Source organism: Psychrobacter proteolyticus (assembly GCF_003350005.1).
Lineage (GTDB): Bacteria > Pseudomonadota > Gammaproteobacteria > Pseudomonadales > Moraxellaceae > Psychrobacter > Psychrobacter proteolyticus.
This window is the reverse complement of sequence record NZ_QLKS01000001.1, coordinates 210746-229935: the sequence shown is the minus strand read 5'-3', so window position 1 is coordinate 229935 and position 19190 is coordinate 210746. Positions and strand designations below refer to the sequence as shown.

Below are 19190 nucleotides of genomic sequence, written 5' to 3'. Positions count from 1 at the left end.
TGACTGGCGCTAAAGGTGAAACTGGTGCTCAAGGTATTCAAGGTCTGACTGGCGCTAAAGGTGAAACTGGTGCTCAAGGTATTCAAGGTCTGACTGGCGCTAAAGGTGAAACTGGTGCTCAAGGTATTCAAGGTCTGACTGGTGCTAAAGGCGAAGCGGGTAAGGATGCTAACATCAATGTTGCTGTACAGACCTCTAATAGCACAGCCACACCAGCCCAAGCGACAGGCAAAGATGCTATCGCGATAGGTAATGGGGCAGTAGCTGAAGGCAGTCAGTCTATTAGTATCGGTGTAGGTAATTTGGTAACAGGTAAAAACTCTGGTGCCATTGGTGATCCAAGCACAGTCAGTGGTTCAGGCAGCTATAGCTTTGGTAATAATAATACGGTAACTGGCAATAACACGGTCGTTTTAGGAAACGGCATTAGTACCGCAGTCAACAATGCAGTCGTTGTTGGAAGTGATTCAACATCAAACCGTGATAACACAGTGTCGGTTGGATCAGCGGGTAGTGAGCGTCAAATCATCAACGTAGCAGATGGAACCCAGAACACAGATGCAATCAATCTCAGACAATTGAATACAGCAAGTGTTAAAGCAGTAACCGATGCTAACACTTACACGGACAACAAATACGATGTCCTGAATAGTAGTTTTCAAAGCTATTCTAATGACGTGAACCGCCGAGTGGATGATGTAGAGAAAACGGCAAACAGTGGTGTGGCAATCTCTTTAGCGACACAACAGGCTATTCCCAATCTAAGCCCAGGCAATGTTGCTGTGTTTGGTGGCATGGGTCATTACGAAGGAGAAAGTGCTATTGCTATTGGTGCGGCTACAATGTTAGAAAACGGTCGCACATCAGTTAGTGGCGCCTTTGGCTTTGCTGATTCAAGATTCGGTGGGCGAGTCGGCGTATCTTATATCTTTGGTCAATAAGTATTTTTTAGTTCATTCCTATATTAAACTATTTGTAACCACACACTAGGTTTTAACCAAATAAAAAGGACGCATAAGCGTCCTTTTTATTTGGTTGTTATTCACAACAGCCTAAGCAATTAACAGCGACTTAAAACGCTGGCTGACGCTTAGGTACCGCACCTAAAAATTCATTACGTGCTTGATTATTGTGTTGATATTCGCCAAGCATCGCGGTGCTGCGCGTGGTTGAATGCTGTTTGCTAACACCGCGCATCATCATACACATATGCGATGCGTCCATAACGACTGCTACGCCGCGGCAGCCAGTAACATCCATGATGGTCTGCGCAATCTGCTCACTTAGGTTTTCTTGTATCTGCAAACGACGAGCAAACATATCGACGATACGGGCAAATTTTGACAGTCCCAGTACTTGGCCGTCAGGTAAGTAGCCGATATGAGCGACACCATGGAACGGTAGCATATGATGCTCACACAGTGAATAAAACTCAATGTTCTGTACCAGTACCAGCTCGCGATTGGCTGATGGAAACACAGCATCATTGACCACTTCTTCTATGCTTTGATGATAGCCTTGGGTCAGATGGGCAAAGGCCTTTGCAGCACGTACAGGCGTATCTAGCAAACCCGGACGATCTAAGTCTTCGCCAGTTGAAGCAATCAGTTGGCGATAAGATTCGGTACTTTCTTTATAATCTGGGGTTATGATGGGGGTGTTACTCATAAGTTTGGCAGCCATCCAAAATGTGGGTGTAGCTTAACGTTGAATCCTATCATGTGAGGATTCTTATAAAAATTGTGCAAGCTGGGAAGGGCTGTGATTATACTCGAAATCTGCTGAACTTCATACTGCTGTGGCTAGCAGTTGAGTCTTTAATCAATAAAGGAGTGTTTGGTACTCAGTCTGAACGGTTACAGTATTAATATTCGAAGTGCAGTTTTTCTCATAAAATAAGCAAACTACTATAGTTTGGGTATTTTATCTTGAAGCGTTGATGCTAAAATGCAATCTAATAACTCACGAAAAACTCTCATTGTCGATACTACTTCAAGTGATAAACTGCTATATAGTCATTTTGACATCATTAGTTGTTTTTATTAGTCAATTCAATAACAAGAACCAAATACAGTTTACGACTGTTTACTTAAATTAATTCGTGTATAATAACTCATCTTTTCATTTGTACTATTTAGTAGTCTCAATCTTCTAATTACTCTAAATAAATTCTTATTCTAAATCGTCTCGATTGATTCAAAAGGAAATCTTATGCTACTGCAAGGACAAAGATTTGTCGTAACTGGCATCGCAAGTAAACTCTCTATCGCTTGGGCTATCGCAGAAGCGCTGCACCGCGAAGGGGCTTCACTAATTCTGACTTACCCGAATGACAAAATCAAAAAACGCGTCGATATGGCTGCTGAAAAGTTTGAAGCAGATTTGGTTCTAGAATGTGACGTAGCTTCTGATGAGTCAATTGCTGCATGCTTTGAGCAAGTGACTGCTCACTGGGGCGACGGTATTGATGGTGTGGTACATGCCATTGGCTTTGCACCGATGGATCAGTTGGATGGGGATTTTGTTAGCGCAACGACTCGTGAAGGCAGTCACATCGCGCATGATATCTCTAGCTATAGCTTCGTTGCATTGGCTAAAGCGGCTCGTGAGTTACTAGCCATGCGCCATGGTTCTATGTTGACATTGACCTACGAAGGCAGCATTTCAGTATTGCCAAACTACAATGTCATGGGTATGGCAAAAGCCAGTTTAGAAGCCAGCGTTCGTTATTTAGCAACGTCTATGGGCGGTGAAGGTATCCGTGTTAATGCGATATCTGCAGGTCCTATCCGCACGCTAGCGGCTAGTGGCATTAAGTCTTTCCGTAAAATGCTCGATATCAGCGAAAAAATTGCGCCATTACAACGCAACATTACACAGACAGAAGTAGGTAACGCCGCATTATTCCTATTGTCTCCGTGGGCATCTGGTATCACAGGTGAGATTATGTTCGTTGATGCGGGTTTCAATACAGTTGCTATCAGCGAGCAGTTGATGATGCTTGATGAACCAGCACAGTAATTGTTATAGATGATTCGTTTGATAATAGAAAAGGCAGCCAATTGGCTGTCTTTTCTAGTTATACTATGAGTCTTTTTGGCTACGTGCTTTTTTAGCAATGCGCCTTTTTAGCTACGTGCCTTTGGACGAGGGATATGATAACCAAGTTACCAAAGTGGATACTATGGGGCGGGGCAGTATTGGCATTTAGTGCTGGTTGCGTGAATACGACGGCGTTAATGGGGTTTGCCAATTTATCAGTGTCGCATGTCACGGGCAATGTAAGCTTGTTTGCAGCGGCTATCGCTCATTCAGACGCGCGTAGTATTTTATATATTGGTACCTTGTTGCTGTCCTTTTTGGCAGGGGCTATACTAAGCGGCTTTGTCATTGGACAGACCTCATTGAAACTCGGTCGTCGTTATGGACGAGCGCTATATCTAGAAGCAGCACTACTTTTAGTTAGTTATTGGCTATATCAGCAGCATGATTACTTGGGGCAATTAGCAGCAGCAATGGCATGTGGACTGCAAAATGCGATGGTCGCAACTTATAGTGGGGCGGTCATTCGTACCACCCACTTGACAGGGCTGACCTCAGACATGGGGGCGGCAATTGGTAATTGGCTTGCTGGCCGTTCTATTAGTAAGCCAACCTTGGGGTTCCAAGCCATTATCTGGTATTGCTTCTGCGGCGGTAGCGCAGTAGGCGCTTTCTTGTTTGCAAAAGTCAGTTATGATGCTTTGTTTGTTCCCATCGCCATTGTGTCGACAGCAGCATTTGTATACAACTATGTCTCAGATCATCTGCCAGAGGTTAGAGAACCAAAAAAAGATAGGCGCTTATCATAGTGATAAACGCCTATTGTGTTCATTATTGACCGTATTGGTTTTTGCATGTTTATTTAGGTGTAGAATAGCGAGCTATCAAAACACGTTTTGGGCTTATTCTTTATGATCTTCGTGCTCATGCATCCCTTGCATCATATCGAGCATAGAGTCATCAGTACGTTGCTGATCTTCTTTGGCTAGGCCATCTTGATTGATGTCTTTTGGTGCCATTTTGGTCGTTGAGTCTGTTTTATTTGAGTCTGTCATAAAGTACTCCAGTAGTTTTATTTACTTCTTAATAGAGATGTTTTAATTAAATCTTTATTTGTTGACGCTCGTATTTAGTAGCGCTTGGCTTTTATTTAACTTATCTAGTATGCAGTGTGACCATAGTCTTGTACATATACAGAGTACACTTGTTTAGTGACTATGTGTAACTAATGCTGCAATCAACCATGCAGCTGATCACATGGTTAATGACTAAGTTTGCGAATTACTAGCATAAGTTGTAGAAAAGCGAGTTTCGACGTATATATCCCAAGTGATGTCTGCAGATAATTAGATTTAAAATATCATTAAAAACAAGTATTAATAAAAATCTGTAAGTTTCCTAGCAGTACTTTCGATTTTAGATTTACTTCAATGGTCATGTGTCTATTAAAATACACTAACCGATAATTTATGTTTTATTTTTAGGTTTCTTACACCGTCTTTGATTCAATAAGGACATTCTATGTCAGAGCAAAAGCTAGATAGCCATCTTCCTAATGATGGCAATGAATATTTATTTACTGATACTTTCCCAAAAGGTACAGGCAAAGGGCTGATCGTTGTCGCTATTGCCGCGATTGTTGCGTTGATTATTTATAATGTATTGCCGTTCGATATCAATGCTAATAAAGGTCTCGCAGTCTTGTTTTTTATTGGGGTACTTTGGCTTACAGAAGCTGTTCATGTAACCATAACGGCGCTACTTGTCGTAGTAATCGGAGCCTTGGTTGGTATACCAGATTTCGATGCTGAAATTGGACTGCAAAGCTTTGCCAATCCTACTATTTATCTGTTCTTTGGTGGTTTTGCTTTGGCAGCAGCATTGCATGTGCAGCAGCTAGACAAAAAGATCGCACTAAAGATTCTATCGATGTCTGGTGGCAAACTGAGTACAGCTGTATTTTTGATATTTGGTGTGACGGCATTTTTGTCGATGTGGATATCGAATACTGCTACAGCTGCGATGATGCTCCCATTGGCACTCGGTATCTTGACACAAGTTGATCGTGAAAAAGACCGCGGTACGTTTGTTTTTGTACTATTAGGTATTGCTTATTCAGCCAGCCTTGGTGGTCTAGGTACGATTGTTGGTTCGCCGCCCAATGCTATTGCAGCAAAGGCGCTCGATATTGCCTTTGTAGACTGGATGAAGTTTGGTATTCCGATGATGTTGGTACTGTTACCATTATTGTTGGGTGCGATGTATGTGTTCCTAAAGCCGAACCTAAATCGTACTATTGTCCTCGTTGACGATGCGCCGATTGCTTGGAACAAGCCACGTATCGTCACTATCATCGTCTTTATCGTTACGGCATTGAGCTGGATATTCTCCAAAAAGATCGGAGCAGCTTTAGATATCACGGATACTGATGCTATCGTTGCACTAACAGCAGCGGCAGCAGTAGTGAGCTTAGGGTTAGTGTCTTGGAAGCAAGTATCAGATAATACGGATTGGGGTGTGCTCATGTTGTTTGGTGGCGGTATTGCGCTATCGACAATTTTGAAAGTATCTGGGGCGTCTTTGGTACTAGGGGAAACTGTAGCAACTGCGTTGTCTTCGGCACCACTTATCGTTGTGATGATGGCTGTCTCAGCATTCATTATTTTCTTGACAGAATTTGCTTCCAATACAGCCTCGGCAGCATTGTTAGTACCTGTATTTGCTGCTATTGCAGGGCAGATGGGTTTGCCACATGAGGTACTCGTATTGGTCATTGGTATTGGTGCATCGTGTGCCTTTATGTTGCCAGTTGCAACGCCGCCAAATGCTATTGTGTTCGGTACAGGTTTGATCAAACAGACAGAAATGATTCGTACAGGTATCATATTAAATATCATTGCCACTATCGTTATCGGGCTATGGGCGTACTTTTTCTTGATATAATCAAGTAGTCATTACAGTCGTAGTCATATTTGCTTAGCGAAAATGAAACCCCAATGTTCAAGACAAATTGAACGTTGGGGTTTTTTATGGCTTATCGTATGAGATAACGGTATAGAATGTTTATTATTAACGTCATCTTATTGAATGGAATTGATTACATGACACAGTATTTATTAAAAGCAACTGTTCTGATATTACTAGGCGCAATTGCCGTGTTAATGGTATTTATAGCAAAATACTGGGCACCTGATCGTACCGTCGCTGAGCTAAAACAATGGCAACTACCCAACAGCGAATTTATAGACATACAAGGTATGCAGGCACATGTATCACAGTCAGCTAATTGTCATAAAAATCGTGACAATGCAGCCGAAAAAAACCGACCTGAAACCATCGTTTTATTGCATGGTACATCGGCAAGTTTGCATACATGGGAAGGTTGGACCAAGGCTCTGTCTGATCAATACTGTGTCGTGAGTATGGATTTGCCAGGGTTTGGTTTGACCGGTCCTTATGTGGACGAAAGCACGCGATACAGCAGCGAAAATTATGCGGCGTTTGTTATTGAAGTACTCAATCATTTGAAATTGGATCGTGTCACGCTAGCCGGTAATTCATTGGGAGGCAAGGTAGCGTGGCGTACTGCAGCTTTGTATCCTGAGCGTGTCAGTCAATTGATATTGGTAGACTCAGTTGGTTATCCAGCAACGCCAAAACATGTCCCTATTGGTTTTAAACTTGCTAAATATCCAATGATGTCACCAATTTTAAATCGTATCCTACCCAGAAGTGTTGTTGAGAAAAGCGTTTTAAGCGTGTATGCCGATGACAGCAAAGTCGATGAGAAGTTGATTAATAGATACTATGAACTGACCTTGCGCCAAGGTAATCGGCAGGCTTTGAGTCGTCGCCTAAATGAGACTGATGATGACAGTGATCAAGCTCAAATAAAGCAGCTGGACATACCGACTTTGATCTTATGGGGTGCAAAAGATGATCTTATTCCTGTAGAAAACGCTGCGTTATTTCATAGAGATATACGTAATAGTCAGCTTAAGATATTTGATAACTTAGGTCATGTACCGCACGAAGAAGATCCGTTAGCAACCGTTGACGTTGTAAAGCAGTTTTTGATTAGTGAGTCAGAAAATGGATAACTTAGAAAAGAAACGGATAACAACCATCGCTGCGATTTCAGATATTCATAGTAATGTTTACGCCCTTGAAGCTGTGCTTGCCGATATAAGATATCGAGATGTTGATCAGATTGTCAATCTTGGTGATATTTTATACGGGCCAATAGCACCTCATGCTACCTATGAGCTATTAATGGCAAATCGAGATGATATTATTACCATTAGAGGTAATCAGGATAGACAGATTTATGAAGCCACTACGGCAGAAATTGCTAATAGTCCAACCATGGGTTTTATTATCAAAGATCTCTCTAAAAAAGCGATTGAATGGATGCGGTCTTTGCCATTTGATTTTCATGTCAGTGAGGATGTATACCTCTGCCACGGTTCGCCGACCGATGACATGATATATTTACTAGAGGATATCGAAACGGGTCAACCAATAGTGCGTAATGATGCGACTATATTGGCGTTACTTGATGGTATTGATAATGATCTTATCTTATGTGGTCATACACATATCCCGCGAACAGTAGTACTATCGTCAGGACAAACTATTGTGAATAGTGGTAGCGTTGGCTATCCAGCTTACGAAGATGATTTGCCTATTATTCATAAGATGCAAACTTATTCGCCTCATGCTAATTATGCTCTTATCAAGTGTATTGAGACTCAACAAGGTAAACATTGGCAAACTGAGCATGTCAAGGTGGCTTATAACCATGAAGCAGCAGCAAATATGGCTCTAAGAAACGGACGTGAAGATTGGGCATTTGTATTGAAGACGGGTAGAGTAGTTCCAGTATGACAGTACTTAAAAACATTCTATCCTAGCAATGACAGCATTACCTTTAGATTAACTATGGATTTTGATTTAATAGAGATTACGTAAAATGCTAACACTATATATGGTTCAACTGGGCGGTCGTCCTAAAGGCCGTCTGATTGAGCAACACGATATTTTTTTTGGCGCAGCCAGTCAGGTGAGTAACTTGATAGCAGATATCAATGAACATTGGCCTGAGGTAAAAAATAAATGGCATATTGATTCATATCGAGCGATTACCAAAGTTAATGATTACACTATCAAACTTATTGAGTCAGATGAGCAAGTAAGCAAAAATACTGATTTAAAGTTATTCTTTATCAATCTAGGTGGTTATCAGCAGGACAGTTTTGAAGAATTCCATTATAAGCTACTCATCGTTGCACCTAACCAAGCTGACGCGATCAAACAAGCAAAAAAAAGTGATTTCTATAAGCAATTTACTTTTAAAGATGAAACGTTACCTTTCGATGCAGCTTCTCATATTGATGATAAGTTTGCAGTAGATATAGATGACATATATAACGTAAATGATCTTATCTCAAGTGTTCAGCTTTCGATTGAGCCTATTAGTGATACAGATGAGCTGAATGCTAAAGAAGACAAAGAGTACGTCGGCTATCTAAGCATCAAGAATTTAAAGCGATTGGCATTATAATAGGTTTGTCTAAAGCTTATAAAAGTAGATTTATATATACCTGATTAAATGAACTTAATGGATAGTTTAAGTTCGGATACGTTCTGTAATGTGTGATAGTTTCAGCATTATTGATACAAGAGTAATCAGGACTCGACTAACTTGAATCATACTCCAATTACCCCCATAATCTAACCACTTCTACATAATAAATAGCCTAAGCAAATATGCCCAATACTTCTAAGCCCAATATTCCTGAAAACAGCGATTCAGATACATCTACTGTAAATGAAACTCAAGATACTAAGAAGCCAGCAGTACCACTGGCGGATCTACCAGTACTTGCAAAGGATAGCTATTACTTAAGCCGTCTTGAGCGAGAGCTGGCACGTGCTGCTGTGTCTAAAAATAAAAAATCTAATCATGATTCTGAGCGAAAGAACAACTCAGATGATGTACTCGCCAAGAAACGTGCTCAGTACGAGAAAATAAAAACGCGTTCTCAAGAAGCTGTGCAAGCACGTATCGATAGTATTCCAAGTGATTTACCTGCCAAGCTAAATCTAGATCTGCCTGTTAGCCAACGTGCAGAAGACTTAGTGCAAGCGATTATCGATAATCAAGTTATTATTGTCGCTGGTGAGACAGGTTCTGGTAAAACGACGCAGCTGCCTAAGCTTGCGATGTTGGCAGGACGCGGTATCACTGGGCAGATAGGGCACACACAGCCAAGACGACTAGCCGCTCGCAGCGTGGCAAACCGTATTGCAGAGGAGCTGGGCGAGCCATTAGGTAATACGGTCAGTTTTAAAATTCGCTTTAATGAGCAAGGGACAGCACAATCTGTTGTAAAGCTCATGACGGATGGTATCTTACTCGCTGAATTGGGTCACGATCGGTTTTTGAGCAAGTACGATACGATTATTATCGATGAGGCGCACGAGCGTAGCTTAAACATTGATTTTATTATGGGTTATCTCAAAAAGATGCTGCCCAAGCGTCCAGATTTAAAAGTCATTATTACCTCGGCGACCCTTGATACCAAGCGCTTTAGTGAATACTTCAGCCGTTATGACAATAAGCTCAAACGGCAGGTCCCTGCGCCTATTTTTAATGTAGAAGGGCGTAGTTTTCCAGTAGAAGTCCGTTATCGTCCGTTGACAGATGAGCCAGTAAATAGCTCGGAAGACGACAGCTATGATGATTTTGAAGAGAACCTGCCGCGCGCTGTGGTTGCCGCTGTCGAAGAGTGCTTTAGCGACGCGCAGAGTAAAGGTCACGCCGATCAAGCTGATATTTTGATATTTGCTGCGACTGAAGCGGAGATTCGCGAAACTCAAGAGGTGCTTGAGCGTCATGGTCCGCGCCATACAGAAGTGCTGCCCTTGTTTGCACGGCAGACGTATGAAGAGCAGCAGCGTATCTTTCAGCCATCGGGTCGAGGTCGCCGTATTGTTATCGCAACCAACGTTGCTGAGACTGCATTGACCGTGCCGGGTATTCGCTATGTGATTGACTTAGGTTTTGCGCGGATTTCACGTTATTCGTATCGCTCGCGCGTACAGCGTTTACCGATTGAAGCAATTTCCCAAGCAGCGGCCAATCAGCGTAAAGGTCGCTGTGGCCGTGTTGCTCCAGGTGTTTGTATTCGTCTTTATAGTGAAGAAGATTTTAGTGGTCGCCCTGAGTTTACTGAGCCTGAGATTCTACGTACCAACTTAGCGTCAGTAATCCTGCAAATGGCCAATCTACGTCTAGGTAGTGTGGATGACTTTGAGTTCATTGAGCCGCCTGATAGCCGATTGGTTACTGATGGTCATAAATTGCTAGATGAATTGGGCGCTATTACTTCTAAGAAAGACATTGCTGCTCAGGACAAAACCAACAAGCCAAAAACTAGAAAAGGGCTTGATCATCTGCGTTTGACAGCAACTGGTCAGAAAATGGCACGTATGCCAATCGATCCAAGGCTAGCACGTATGCTGGTGGCTGGTTCTGATTTTGATTGTATTCGTGAAATGCTGATCGTTGTGGCCGCGCTCGCTGTACAGGATCCACGCGAGCGGCCTGCCAATAAACGCACACAAGCCGATCAAAAGCATGCGGTCTTCCGTCAAGACGACTCTGACTTTCTGTTTTATTTAAGTCTGTGGAAGGCGCTGTTTGAAAAAGATGAAGACGGCAATAAACTGTCTGGCAATCAGCGTAAGCAGTTTGCTAAGAAGAACTACCTGAGCTTCCCGCGTGTACGTGAATGGCATCAGACACACCGTCAATTGGTACAAATGGTCACTGAGCTGAAGCTAACTGATGTTAATGAGTCAAAAGCTGCTGATAAAAATGTGGCTGTCAATGATCCGACAGCGATCGAAGATGAAGAGTTAAAAGCGGTCAAATATGCCAATCTGCATAGAGCGTTATTGACGGGTTTATTGTCTATCATCGCGCATAAGACCGAAAGCCGCGGTGAGTATTTAGCTGCGCGTCAGCAAAAGGCCAAGATATTCCCAGCCAGTACGGTGTTTAAACAAATACCCCCTTGGGTGATGGCGTTTGAGATGGTGGAGACTTCACAAGTCTTTATGCGTACTGTTGCCAAAATCGAACCAGAATGGATTATCTCAGCGGCAGGCGATCTACTTAAATATCATTACTTTGAACCGCATTGGTCCAAGAAAACTGGGCGTGTCAAAGCCTACGCACAGATTAGTCTGTTTGGACTGATTATTGTTAGTAAGCAGCTGACCAACTATGAGCAAGTTAACTTAGTTGAATCACGAGAGATATTTATCCGTGATGGTTTGGTGACAGGTAACTTTGGTCGCAATGCACCATTTTTGCAACATAATATGGACAAGATTGCTCATGTTGAGCGTATCGAAGATAAGCTGCGCCGCCGTGATTTGTTGGTTGATGAAGAGACGCTCTATCAGTTCTATGATAAGAAAATCCCTGAGCATGTCGCCAGTCGTAAAGCGTTTGAGGATTGGCGTGCAGAAGTCGAAAAGCATGATGCCAAACATCTATTTTTTACTGATCAAGATGTGCTTAATAGCCAAGCGCCGACCACAGGGGATTTCCCAGAAGTGTGGAAGTTGGGCGATCTAAAGCTGCCGCTCCGTTATGTCTTTGATCCAGCCAGCGATGATGATGGCGTGACCATACGTGTACCGCTTGCCGCATTACCACAGCTCGACGCGATTGAGCTACTGTGGGGTGTGCCCGGTTGGCGCTATGAATTGGTATTGCAGCTACTCAAGTCGCTACCAAAAGAGATACGTCGTCAAATCGTACCGATACCTAATACTGCAGACAGTTTGTTTGATGAATTGCAGCCAAAGGGTGGACAAGGATTGCTGAAGCAGCTGTGTCAGGCATTGCATCGTCGGGGTATTATGTCGGTGACGCCAGAGAACTTCAATCCATCTACGATTGATCGCTATTTGCAACCACAAATCTGCGTGGTCGATGAGAAAAACCGTATCATCGAAAAAGGCCGTGATCTACAAACCCTACAGATTCGTCATGCATCTGAGACCAGTCAAGCGGTAAATGAGCAGCAAGGCGTGCATACTGATTTCCCTGAGCATTTTGCTTTTAGCAAAAATCATCATAGCGCAGGCGTGGTAATGAAACAGTTTGCAGCACTCGTCGCTGATGAAGCGGGAGAAGCTGTATCGATTCATCAATACACTGATGTCAATGCAGCACTTCAGGCACATCGTATCGGGGTGCTGACTTTAATCAAAGGCAAACTTGGTGCAAAGAAAAAGCAGTTAACGAGCCAAATCGACAGTATATTTAAACTGGCATTTGCGCCACTTGGCGACATGGATAAACTCAAAACGATTGTTATAGATGCTGCGTTAGACGCGGCTCTCGAAGAGCACTACGTCTTATTTGATCATGCTGAAAATTTACCAGAAAGTGCGGATGATATTGCAGTCGGATTGAGCGAAGAGCTACCGTTTACCTCTGAGGAGTATACTCAGACGCTCGAAGTGGTAGTGAATAACTTCTTATTAACTGGTCAAAGCGTTATCAAAACGCTTAAGAATGTCTACACTCGTTGGCAACGTATTCGCCAAGGGTTATTGATGCTAGATCGTGAAATATTTGGGGAGTCTATCGATGATATTGAAGATCAGTTAGAAGATTTACATTTGGCTGATTTTGTTTATCGGATGGATTATAGCCATTGGCAACAGTATCCACGCTATCTCGAAGCGTTACAGATTCGACTAGAGCGTTTGGAGCACAACCTCGACGCCGACCTCGATGGTGTATACGCGCTTGACTTGCATATGGAGCGGCTAGCAGGACGTGCGGACAAAGAAGCCATCAGTGAGTATCGCTGGATGGTGGAGGAATACCGTATTCAACTGTTTGCCCAGCCTATGAAAACTCGTATGGCAGTGTCGCCCAAGCGTCTAAGCAAAATGTGGGACAAGGTAAGTTAGGCTAAATCTTAGGTTTGTATGGTACGTTATGTTATAGAGCACACATTGATCTTAAGATACGGGCTTTATAACTAAGCGTTCTAAATGCCATATGTTACCTACTAAATTGGATATCAATCTCAAATAAAAGGACAATTAAAATGTGGGATGAACGCTATAGCGGTACAGAGTTCGCATTTGGCACCGAACGAACCTAATGATTTTTTGAGAGAGACATTTGAGCAGATACCTGTAGGTGGACACGTACTTTGTCTAGCAGAGGGCGAGGGTAGGAATGCAGTATTTTTAGCTGAGCAAGGCTTCAAGGTAACTGCGATGGATATGTCCAAAGTAGGTCTGAACAAAGCGAACAAGTTGGCCAAGGATAGAGGGGTAGCTATCACCACCCAAGTAGCTGATTTAGCAGATTACAACTTTGGTCAGGATAAATGGGACGCCATAGTTTCTATCTGGGCACACGTGCCCAAAACGGTACGTCAATATGTACATGCACAAGTTGGCACTGCTCTCAAGCCAGATGGAGTATTTATCGTCGAAGCTTATACAGAACGACAGCTTGAAACAGAGGCAGTCGGTGGACCATCAGCCAGTCAAAGGGAGCGTTTTGGCTCTTTAGAGAACTTTCAACATGAGCTTGTAGGGCTGAAAGAGATTGTTGGTGTAGAGAAGTTGCGTATGGTATCAGAAGGAAAGCGGCATCAAGGGCTTAGCGCTGTAGTACAGTTTGTTGGCAAAAAAGTTAGCAACTAGCCGTTGTAAGTTAAATCTATTAGTCGTTTTAGTAGCTATATACATAGTTAGAGAAGATAGTTTGCAAACCACCTTCTCTATAAGCTATTGAGGCTTAATGACTAGTATTTAATGATTGGTACTTGATAATTGATACTTAATGATTGGCACTTAATGACTAATCTTTTCTGTCAGTACACCCATGCTATAAAGCACATACGCAATCACAGTTAATGCGACGATAAATGGAGTAAGTATCCAAATCACAATATTAATTAAAAGTGATGGTAACAATCCATTGAACAGCTCAATATCTGGTGCGAAAAAATCGGTCATAATATCGACTGCACGCTTAGCAATAGGGAATAGCAAAGTGCTAAAAGCCAACATGTAAATGTACTTGCTAAAGCCAGGGTCACTCATGACTACCATAAAGTAGAACACTGTAAAAAACGTGATGCCAAGTGCCCAGCATTTGAGAGTGTAGCTTAAACGAATCATGTTATCTCATCCCTAAGCTTTCTATTGATCGCTTTACATCGAGCGTATACAGAGTAAAGCTGCTCCTATACATTCATTATTTTAAATATATATAATATGTTATAATACGAATATATGGTTGAGTCAACCAATTTTTCTATTTATTTAAAATATTTCATGAATTATTAAATTTAAAAATGATGTTTTTTGGGGAAGAATTCCATAGATATAATGAAAAATAGCCTAAGCGAATTAATTTTATTTTATTAGAAAATAAAATTACAACTACAACTCATTACTTGGGCTCACACCAAATAGTCGCTTATATTCTCGGCTAAACTGACTAGGGCTTTCGTAACCTACTTGCATCGCTATTTGTGATATTTGCGTACCATATATCTTAATTAAGCGTCTGGCTTCCATTAAACGTAAGCTTTTTTGATACTGTAGCGGACTCAGCTGGGTTATTTCTTTAAAGTGCTGATGAAACCCTGAGACACTCATGCCGCATTTACTAGCCAAGCTCTCAACCATAATAGGTTCATCTAGATGTGCCTTTATCCAGTCAGTCGCTTGGGCAATGCGGTGTGTATGGCTACCGCTAACGACCAATTGCTTAAGTTTGTTGCCTTGCTCAGCCAAGAGTAGGCGATAGTATATTTCTTGTCGAATTAAAGAAGACAGAAAATCAATATCGTTTGGATAATCAAGCAAGCGTATCAATCGCTCAAATGCGTCCATTATGGTGTCATCTAAGTGCCACTTTATCCCTAAATGACTACCTGTCATTGGTTGTGTCGTGGGTATTTGTGATAAGACGTCTCTAATTATAGCTAAATCTAATTTCATTGATAAAACAATGACAGGGTTCTTTATCGAAGCGTGTTTAATATGCATACTTAGCGGTATATTAACGGGACAGAACATTAAGTTACTATTGTCAAACCTTTGACAGTCAGCACCCAAGTAAATCTCTCGTTCTCCTTGTAGAACAATACAAATACTTGGCTCTTGAATATAGCTCACGGCTTTGCTTGGTTTGTCCGCGCAGTAAAAGAACAAACCTGAAACAGCAGATTCGATGGTTTTATTTCTAGGTAGTACTGCTAAAAGTTGGTCAATAGTCGTTTGATTCATCACGAGTGCTTATTTTATAAGATTGCCTGATAGTATAAATATTTGTAGGATTAGGCAAGAGTTATAGAGATTTGTTCTAACGTATGAGTTCAGAGGATTCTATAATAATCTCATCGCAACAGCGTAAGTACGACCTCTAATAATATGAAACAAGGAATAATTATTCATGAAAATATTTTATAAAACGCGCGCAACTGCTACTGGTGGACGTTCTGGCCATACTGGATTAGACGATGGTTCGTTAGGATTTGACTTGGTATCTTTTCAAGAGCAAGACAAAGAAGGCGTGAACCCAGAACAGCTTTTTGCCATGGGTTACGCGGCTTGTTTTGATAGCGCTTTGAGCATGACTGCACAGCACATGAAATTGCCTGTTACGGCTTCAAAAACTTCTGCGCAAGTGGGTATCGGTATGAAAGCTGACGGTAGCTATAACTTAGAGATAGAGTTGTCTGTAGAAGTATCAGGTATTGATGAAGCGCAGGCGCAGCAGCTGATAGAAGCCACGCATCAGGTGTGCCCGTATTCTAATGCTACTCGCGGCAATGTCGATACTCATCTAGAAGTGACTGTTGTTTAAGTTATTACTCGATTGAGAAAAATCTCCTTCTCCAATTTATCTGTCTAAATACCAAACAAAAAAATCCAGTGTTAGATGTTTGAAGCAAACGTCTAACACTGGATCAATGCACCTCTGATATTTATTAGGTGAACTGCTGATTAACTCTCTAGTTGATCAATCATACTTTGATATTTCTCTTTTTTGCCAACCAGTTTACTACGCTCTTTTTCTGTATTGGCATCTGCTTTTTCAGAATCTTCTGCTTTTTTATCGAAAGTTTCCAGTTCTGCATTGACACCATCAAGCAGTTTATTTAATAACATAGCAACGGCTTTTTCAGATACCCCGTGTGTCATGCCAGACGCTTCAGACTTAAGGTCGTCTTTTAACTTAGCCGCCCACTGATAGACATTGGCTACGGCCGCGCTATATTTATCTTCTTTATCTTCTTTATCTTCTTTATCCGACTTATCGCTATCCGATTTTACCTCTTCCGATTTTTCACCATCAGGTTTATTGCCTTTATCAGATATAAAATCATCTTTTAGCTTAGAAGCCCACTGATAGATATTGGCGATCGTCACACTCTTATCTTCTTTGTCCGAATTATCGTCTTTGTCCGACTTATCAGACTTATCGTCTTTGTCAGATTCATCAGACTTGAAGTCTTTATCAAATATATCCTCTTTATTAGACTTGTCGTCTTTGGCGTCGTGTTCATCTTCAGAGATTACATCATCGCCTTTTAGGACTTCTACAGAGGTCACAGCACTATTTTTAGGAGCTTCTACTGACTCATGTTCATTGTTATTAGAAGAGTTATTTGACATAGTTTTTAACCTTTTTAATATTATTTATTGGAATATATTGATACTCGATATTAAGCCAGTAAGCCATGCTATTCAGTATTTTAATGTAAATGTATGATGTAAATTTTTGCGTTTTCCCTCTCTATATTTACTGAATTAGCTGCCATAAGTAACAAAAGTAGTGCATAAAGTTTTTTCTATGACTATGACAGACTGATTAGAAGCTATTGAAGTAAAAAAATCGAAAAGTGCTGTAGTTAAATGTCTGACTTTCACTAATGATGAGTCGCTATATACTATCTTGAGCTGTACTCTTATTAACTACTTTTTATTTAAGGTAAACACCAAGACCGCACCCAAAATAACCGTGCTTGCAATGATAAATGGCATAGTTAACTGCTCAGATAAAAATATCACACCTAGCAACGCAGCAATCACAGGGACACATAGCTGAACGATAGCGGCTTGTGTGTTTTTTAATAGAGGCATCGCTGTATACCAGATACTGTAACCCAAACCTGAGGCGATCGCTCCTGATGCACAGGCGAGTAATACACCTTCAGTCGTAATACCCTCCAAATTGATATTTTTAAAACCCAAGTTATCTAGATACGTCATACCTACCAGTAATAGTATAGGCACAGCGACTAAACTACGCACAAAATTAAACCCTGTTGCTCGTAGCGGTGAGATACATGATTTGCCGCGTATACTATATACTCCCCAAGCTACACCGCTCATGGCCATCAACGCTGCAGCCAATGGTGACGGTATGGCAGCTGATGGCAACATCAGATATACAAATCCTGCCACTGCAACGACAAATGCTAACCATTGTAGCGCGCTTAATTGCTCCTTTTTGTAGATACCCCAGCCAATCATCGTCAGCTGAACCGCTGAAAACAAAATCAATGCACCAGTGCCAGTATCCAGCTCTACATATGCAATCGAAAAGCACAGCGCATAAATTACCAAGCTGACGCTACTTAACCAACTGCCTTTATCATTTAATATAGCTTGAACAGTAGGGTTGTCATGATTGGACGTTTGGCGTCGCAGTCTGTAAGCATGTATAGCCATGATAATGCCTAGACAAGCCGTCGCACTAACTAGCCTGATGATTGTAAAGCTCCAAGCGTCGATATAGCCTTCTGCCAATGCCATTCGGCAAAACAGGGAGTTTGCGGCAAAGGCAATTAACGCAATAGTGGTATAAATAGTGGCTTTCAAAAGTAGTTCCTACAATGAATAAATGACACAAAATAGGCAAACATAGGATTTTAGTTTTAGGTCGTAAGGTATGCTGTTATAACGAATGCTTATTCTTTAGCAAAGATAATAGATCTATAACTTATCAATCTAATCCATAGCTGTCTCACAAGACACGATATTTTGTCGTACTTGTGGCAAAAAATCTCTTTTAAATCAGAATAACGATAGTTGTATTGACGATAAGGTCTAAAAATAGGGATGATGTGCTTCGCGTCAAACGAACTATTAGAACAACATTCATTAAACACAATAAATCAGACAAATAAATAGGAAAAGATAGTATGAATTGGGCAAGTATTTTTATTTATGACACAACTTGGTTGTTTGCCGTAGAAATTTTAATACGTGTCACTGTAATGTTTGTATTAATTATCACATTTTTACGCTTCACTGGTAAGCGCGGCGTTCGTCAGCTCTCTATTTTTGAGCTAACCATTATTTTATCGCTAGGCTCTATTGCAGGTGACCCTATGTTCACCGAAGACCTGCCTATTATCCAAGCGGTACTCATCATGGGTACGGTCATTTCACTCTATAGGCTGTGTACTTGGGCGATGATGAAGTTCCAGCCTTTTGAGGACCTGCTAGAGGGGCGCTCAATGTATATTGTAGAAGATGGCATGCTGGTGCTTGATAAGATTAAACAGGGGGAAATGTCACATGATGAGTTTTTTGCTGAAATGCGCCAACAAGGTGTTGAGCATTTAGGCCAAGTGCGTACTGGTTTACTCGAAGCTGATGGCAATTTTAGTATTTTATTGCACACCTCTGAAAAAACAGACTACGGGATGCCGCTTTTCCCCAAGCAATACCGACCGGTCGAGCAAGTAGAAGCAGGGGTTTATTATGCTTGTATGTATTGCGGTTACGTCAATGAAATATCTAACCCCAATCAGTGTTGCCCGCGCTGCGAGGATAATTGCAATAACTGGGCTAAAGCGTTAAACAATAAGATAGTTAAATAATATAACTATAATACCTTTTGCATGTTGCCGCCTCCTAAGTGTCTTTAATCCACAGCTGCCGAGATAGCAGAGTGTAGCTTTAAAAGACATCATAGAGAGGGCATGAAGAGAAAATGTGCAAGGAATATAGAATAACTGTGAAAGGGCGAAAGTCGATATTCTCAGATAATTATTTTTCGATTATTAATGTGT

At 41.5% G+C, this 19190-nt stretch carries 17 protein-coding genes; 11 read left to right on the top strand and 6 right to left on the bottom strand.

Translation table 11 applies throughout. The features are described 5' to 3' along the window. The coding region (locus DXK30_RS12860; protein ID WP_211181311.1) for a YadA family autotransporter adhesin at window positions 1-941 on the top strand (941 nt) is incomplete at its 5' end. A 130-nt stretch (window positions 942-1071) separates the two neighbouring features. Here the strand turns inward: DXK30_RS12860 and folE are convergent. Then, complete coding sequence (folE, locus tag DXK30_RS00885) at window positions 1072-1668, bottom strand: GTP cyclohydrolase I FolE (protein ID WP_191113649.1); 597 nt, start codon at window positions 1666-1668, stop codon at window positions 1072-1074. 543 nt (window positions 1669-2211) lie between these two features. Here folE and DXK30_RS00880 point away from each other — a divergent pair. Both DXK30_RS00880 and DXK30_RS00875 read left to right on the top strand, forming a co-directional pair. Further along, window positions 2212-3021, top strand: coding sequence for an enoyl-ACP reductase FabI (locus DXK30_RS00880; protein ID WP_114700054.1), 810 nt, complete (start codon window positions 2212-2214; stop codon window positions 3019-3021). Window positions 3022-3155: 134 nt separating this feature from the next. Then, complete coding sequence (locus tag DXK30_RS00875; protein WP_057760330.1) at window positions 3156-3851, top strand: YoaK family protein; 696 nt, start codon at window positions 3156-3158, stop codon at window positions 3849-3851. A 93-nt stretch (window positions 3852-3944) separates the two neighbouring features. On the opposite strand, the gene DXK30_RS12750 is transcribed toward DXK30_RS00875, so the two are convergent. Beyond that, window positions 3945-4097, bottom strand: coding sequence for a hypothetical protein (locus tag DXK30_RS12750; protein ID WP_166739249.1), 153 nt, complete (start codon window positions 4095-4097; stop codon window positions 3945-3947). Between the two features lie 466 nt (window positions 4098-4563). Here DXK30_RS12750 and DXK30_RS00870 point away from each other — a divergent pair, with 466 nt between their 5' ends. The 6 genes from DXK30_RS00870 (at window position 4564) to DXK30_RS00845 (ending at window position 13794) form a co-directional block, all read left to right on the top strand. After that, the gene (locus DXK30_RS00870; RefSeq protein WP_114700053.1) at window positions 4564-5985 is read left to right on the top strand and encodes an SLC13 family permease; all 1422 of its coding nucleotides are present in this window, start codon (window positions 4564-4566) and stop codon (window positions 5983-5985) included. Window positions 5986-6143: 158 nt separating this feature from the next. Beyond that, complete coding sequence (locus DXK30_RS00865; protein WP_114700650.1) at window positions 6144-7142, top strand: alpha/beta fold hydrolase; 999 nt, start codon at window positions 6144-6146, stop codon at window positions 7140-7142. Further along, window positions 7135-7929, top strand: coding sequence for a metallophosphoesterase family protein (locus tag DXK30_RS00860; RefSeq protein ID WP_114700052.1), 795 nt, complete (start codon window positions 7135-7137; stop codon window positions 7927-7929). The genes DXK30_RS00865 and DXK30_RS00860 overlap by 8 nt, the downstream gene beginning before the upstream one ends. An 85-nt stretch (window positions 7930-8014) precedes the next feature. Next, window positions 8015-8605 carry a DUF1543 domain-containing protein gene (locus DXK30_RS00855; RefSeq protein WP_114700051.1) on the top strand — a complete coding sequence of 197 codons (591 nt, stop codon included), beginning with the start codon at window positions 8015-8017 and terminating at the stop codon, window positions 8603-8605. Window positions 8606-8811: 206 nt separating this feature from the next. Further along, window positions 8812-13044, top strand: a complete 4233-nt coding sequence (hrpA, locus tag DXK30_RS00850; protein WP_227670824.1) for an ATP-dependent RNA helicase HrpA — start codon at window positions 8812-8814, stop codon at window positions 13042-13044. Between the two features lie 147 nt (window positions 13045-13191). Beyond that, the gene (locus tag DXK30_RS00845) at window positions 13192-13794 is read left to right on the top strand and encodes an SAM-dependent methyltransferase (RefSeq protein WP_201637793.1); all 603 of its coding nucleotides are present in this window, start codon (window positions 13192-13194) and stop codon (window positions 13792-13794) included. A 150-nt stretch (window positions 13795-13944) separates the two neighbouring features. Here the strand turns inward: DXK30_RS00845 and DXK30_RS00840 are convergent, their stop codons facing one another. Together DXK30_RS00840 and DXK30_RS00835 are read right to left on the bottom strand one after the other, a co-directional pair. Further along, entirely contained in the window at window positions 13945-14274 is a 330-nt protein-coding gene (locus DXK30_RS00840) for a hypothetical protein (RefSeq protein ID WP_114700050.1), read from the bottom strand. A 264-nt stretch (window positions 14275-14538) separates the two neighbouring features. Next, window positions 14539-15390 (bottom strand): AraC family transcriptional regulator, encoded by an 852-nt coding sequence (locus DXK30_RS00835; RefSeq protein WP_114700049.1) that lies wholly within the window; start codon window positions 15388-15390, stop codon window positions 14539-14541. 166 nt (window positions 15391-15556) lie between these two features. Between DXK30_RS00835 and DXK30_RS00830 the strand changes: the two genes are divergently transcribed. Then, window positions 15557-15970: an organic hydroperoxide resistance protein gene (locus DXK30_RS00830; protein WP_114700048.1), complete on the top strand. Its 414-nt coding sequence runs from the start codon at window positions 15557-15559 to the stop codon at window positions 15968-15970. 140 nt (window positions 15971-16110) lie between these two features. Here DXK30_RS00830 and DXK30_RS00825 read toward each other — a convergent pair whose 3' ends face one another. Both DXK30_RS00825 and DXK30_RS00820 read right to left on the bottom strand, forming a co-directional pair. Further along, the gene (locus DXK30_RS00825) at window positions 16111-16782 is read right to left on the bottom strand and encodes a hypothetical protein (protein WP_114700047.1); all 672 of its coding nucleotides are present in this window, start codon (window positions 16780-16782) and stop codon (window positions 16111-16113) included. A gap of 300 nt (window positions 16783-17082) precedes the next feature. After that, window positions 17083-17991 (bottom strand): DMT family transporter, encoded by a 909-nt coding sequence (locus DXK30_RS00820; protein ID WP_114700046.1) that lies wholly within the window; start codon window positions 17989-17991, stop codon window positions 17083-17085. A gap of 323 nt (window positions 17992-18314) precedes the next feature. Between DXK30_RS00820 and DXK30_RS00815 the strand changes: the two genes are divergently transcribed. Continuing rightward, window positions 18315-18998: a DUF421 domain-containing protein gene (locus tag DXK30_RS00815; protein ID WP_114700045.1), complete on the top strand. Its 684-nt coding sequence runs from the start codon at window positions 18315-18317 to the stop codon at window positions 18996-18998. Window positions 18999-19190: the final 192 nt, after the last annotated feature.

Excerpts from the sequence above, each read along its gene's own strand:
- folE (WP_191113649.1), bottom strand. The coding sequence starts at position 1,668 with ATGAGTAACACCCCCATCATAACCCCAGATTATAAAGAAAGTACCGAA.
- DXK30_RS00880 (WP_114700054.1), top strand. The coding sequence starts at position 2,212 with ATGCTACTGCAAGGACAAAGATTTGTCGTAACTGGCATCGCAAGTAAA.
- DXK30_RS00875 (WP_057760330.1), top strand. The coding sequence starts at position 3,156 with ATGATAACCAAGTTACCAAAGTGGATACTATGGGGCGGGGCAGTATTG.
- DXK30_RS12750 (WP_166739249.1), bottom strand. The coding sequence starts at position 4,097 with ATGACAGACTCAAATAAAACAGACTCAACGACCAAAATGGCACCAAAA.
- DXK30_RS00870 (WP_114700053.1), top strand. The coding sequence starts at position 4,564 with ATGTCAGAGCAAAAGCTAGATAGCCATCTTCCTAATGATGGCAATGAA.
- DXK30_RS00865 (WP_114700650.1), top strand. The coding sequence starts at position 6,144 with ATGACACAGTATTTATTAAAAGCAACTGTTCTGATATTACTAGGCGCA.
- DXK30_RS00860 (WP_114700052.1), top strand. The coding sequence starts at position 7,135 with ATGGATAACTTAGAAAAGAAACGGATAACAACCATCGCTGCGATTTCA.
- DXK30_RS00855 (WP_114700051.1), top strand. The coding sequence starts at position 8,015 with ATGCTAACACTATATATGGTTCAACTGGGCGGTCGTCCTAAAGGCCGT.
- hrpA (WP_227670824.1), top strand. The coding sequence starts at position 8,812 with ATGCCCAATACTTCTAAGCCCAATATTCCTGAAAACAGCGATTCAGAT.
- DXK30_RS00845 (WP_201637793.1), top strand. The coding sequence starts at position 13,192 with ATGAACGCTATAGCGGTACAGAGTTCGCATTTGGCACCGAACGAACCT.
- DXK30_RS00840 (WP_114700050.1), bottom strand. The coding sequence starts at position 14,274 with ATGATTCGTTTAAGCTACACTCTCAAATGCTGGGCACTTGGCATCACG.
- DXK30_RS00835 (WP_114700049.1), bottom strand. The coding sequence starts at position 15,390 with ATGAATCAAACGACTATTGACCAACTTTTAGCAGTACTACCTAGAAAT.
- DXK30_RS00830 (WP_114700048.1), top strand. The coding sequence starts at position 15,557 with ATGAAAATATTTTATAAAACGCGCGCAACTGCTACTGGTGGACGTTCT.
- DXK30_RS00825 (WP_114700047.1), bottom strand. The coding sequence starts at position 16,782 with ATGTCAAATAACTCTTCTAATAACAATGAACATGAGTCAGTAGAAGCT.
- DXK30_RS00815 (WP_114700045.1), top strand. The coding sequence starts at position 18,315 with ATGAATTGGGCAAGTATTTTTATTTATGACACAACTTGGTTGTTTGCC.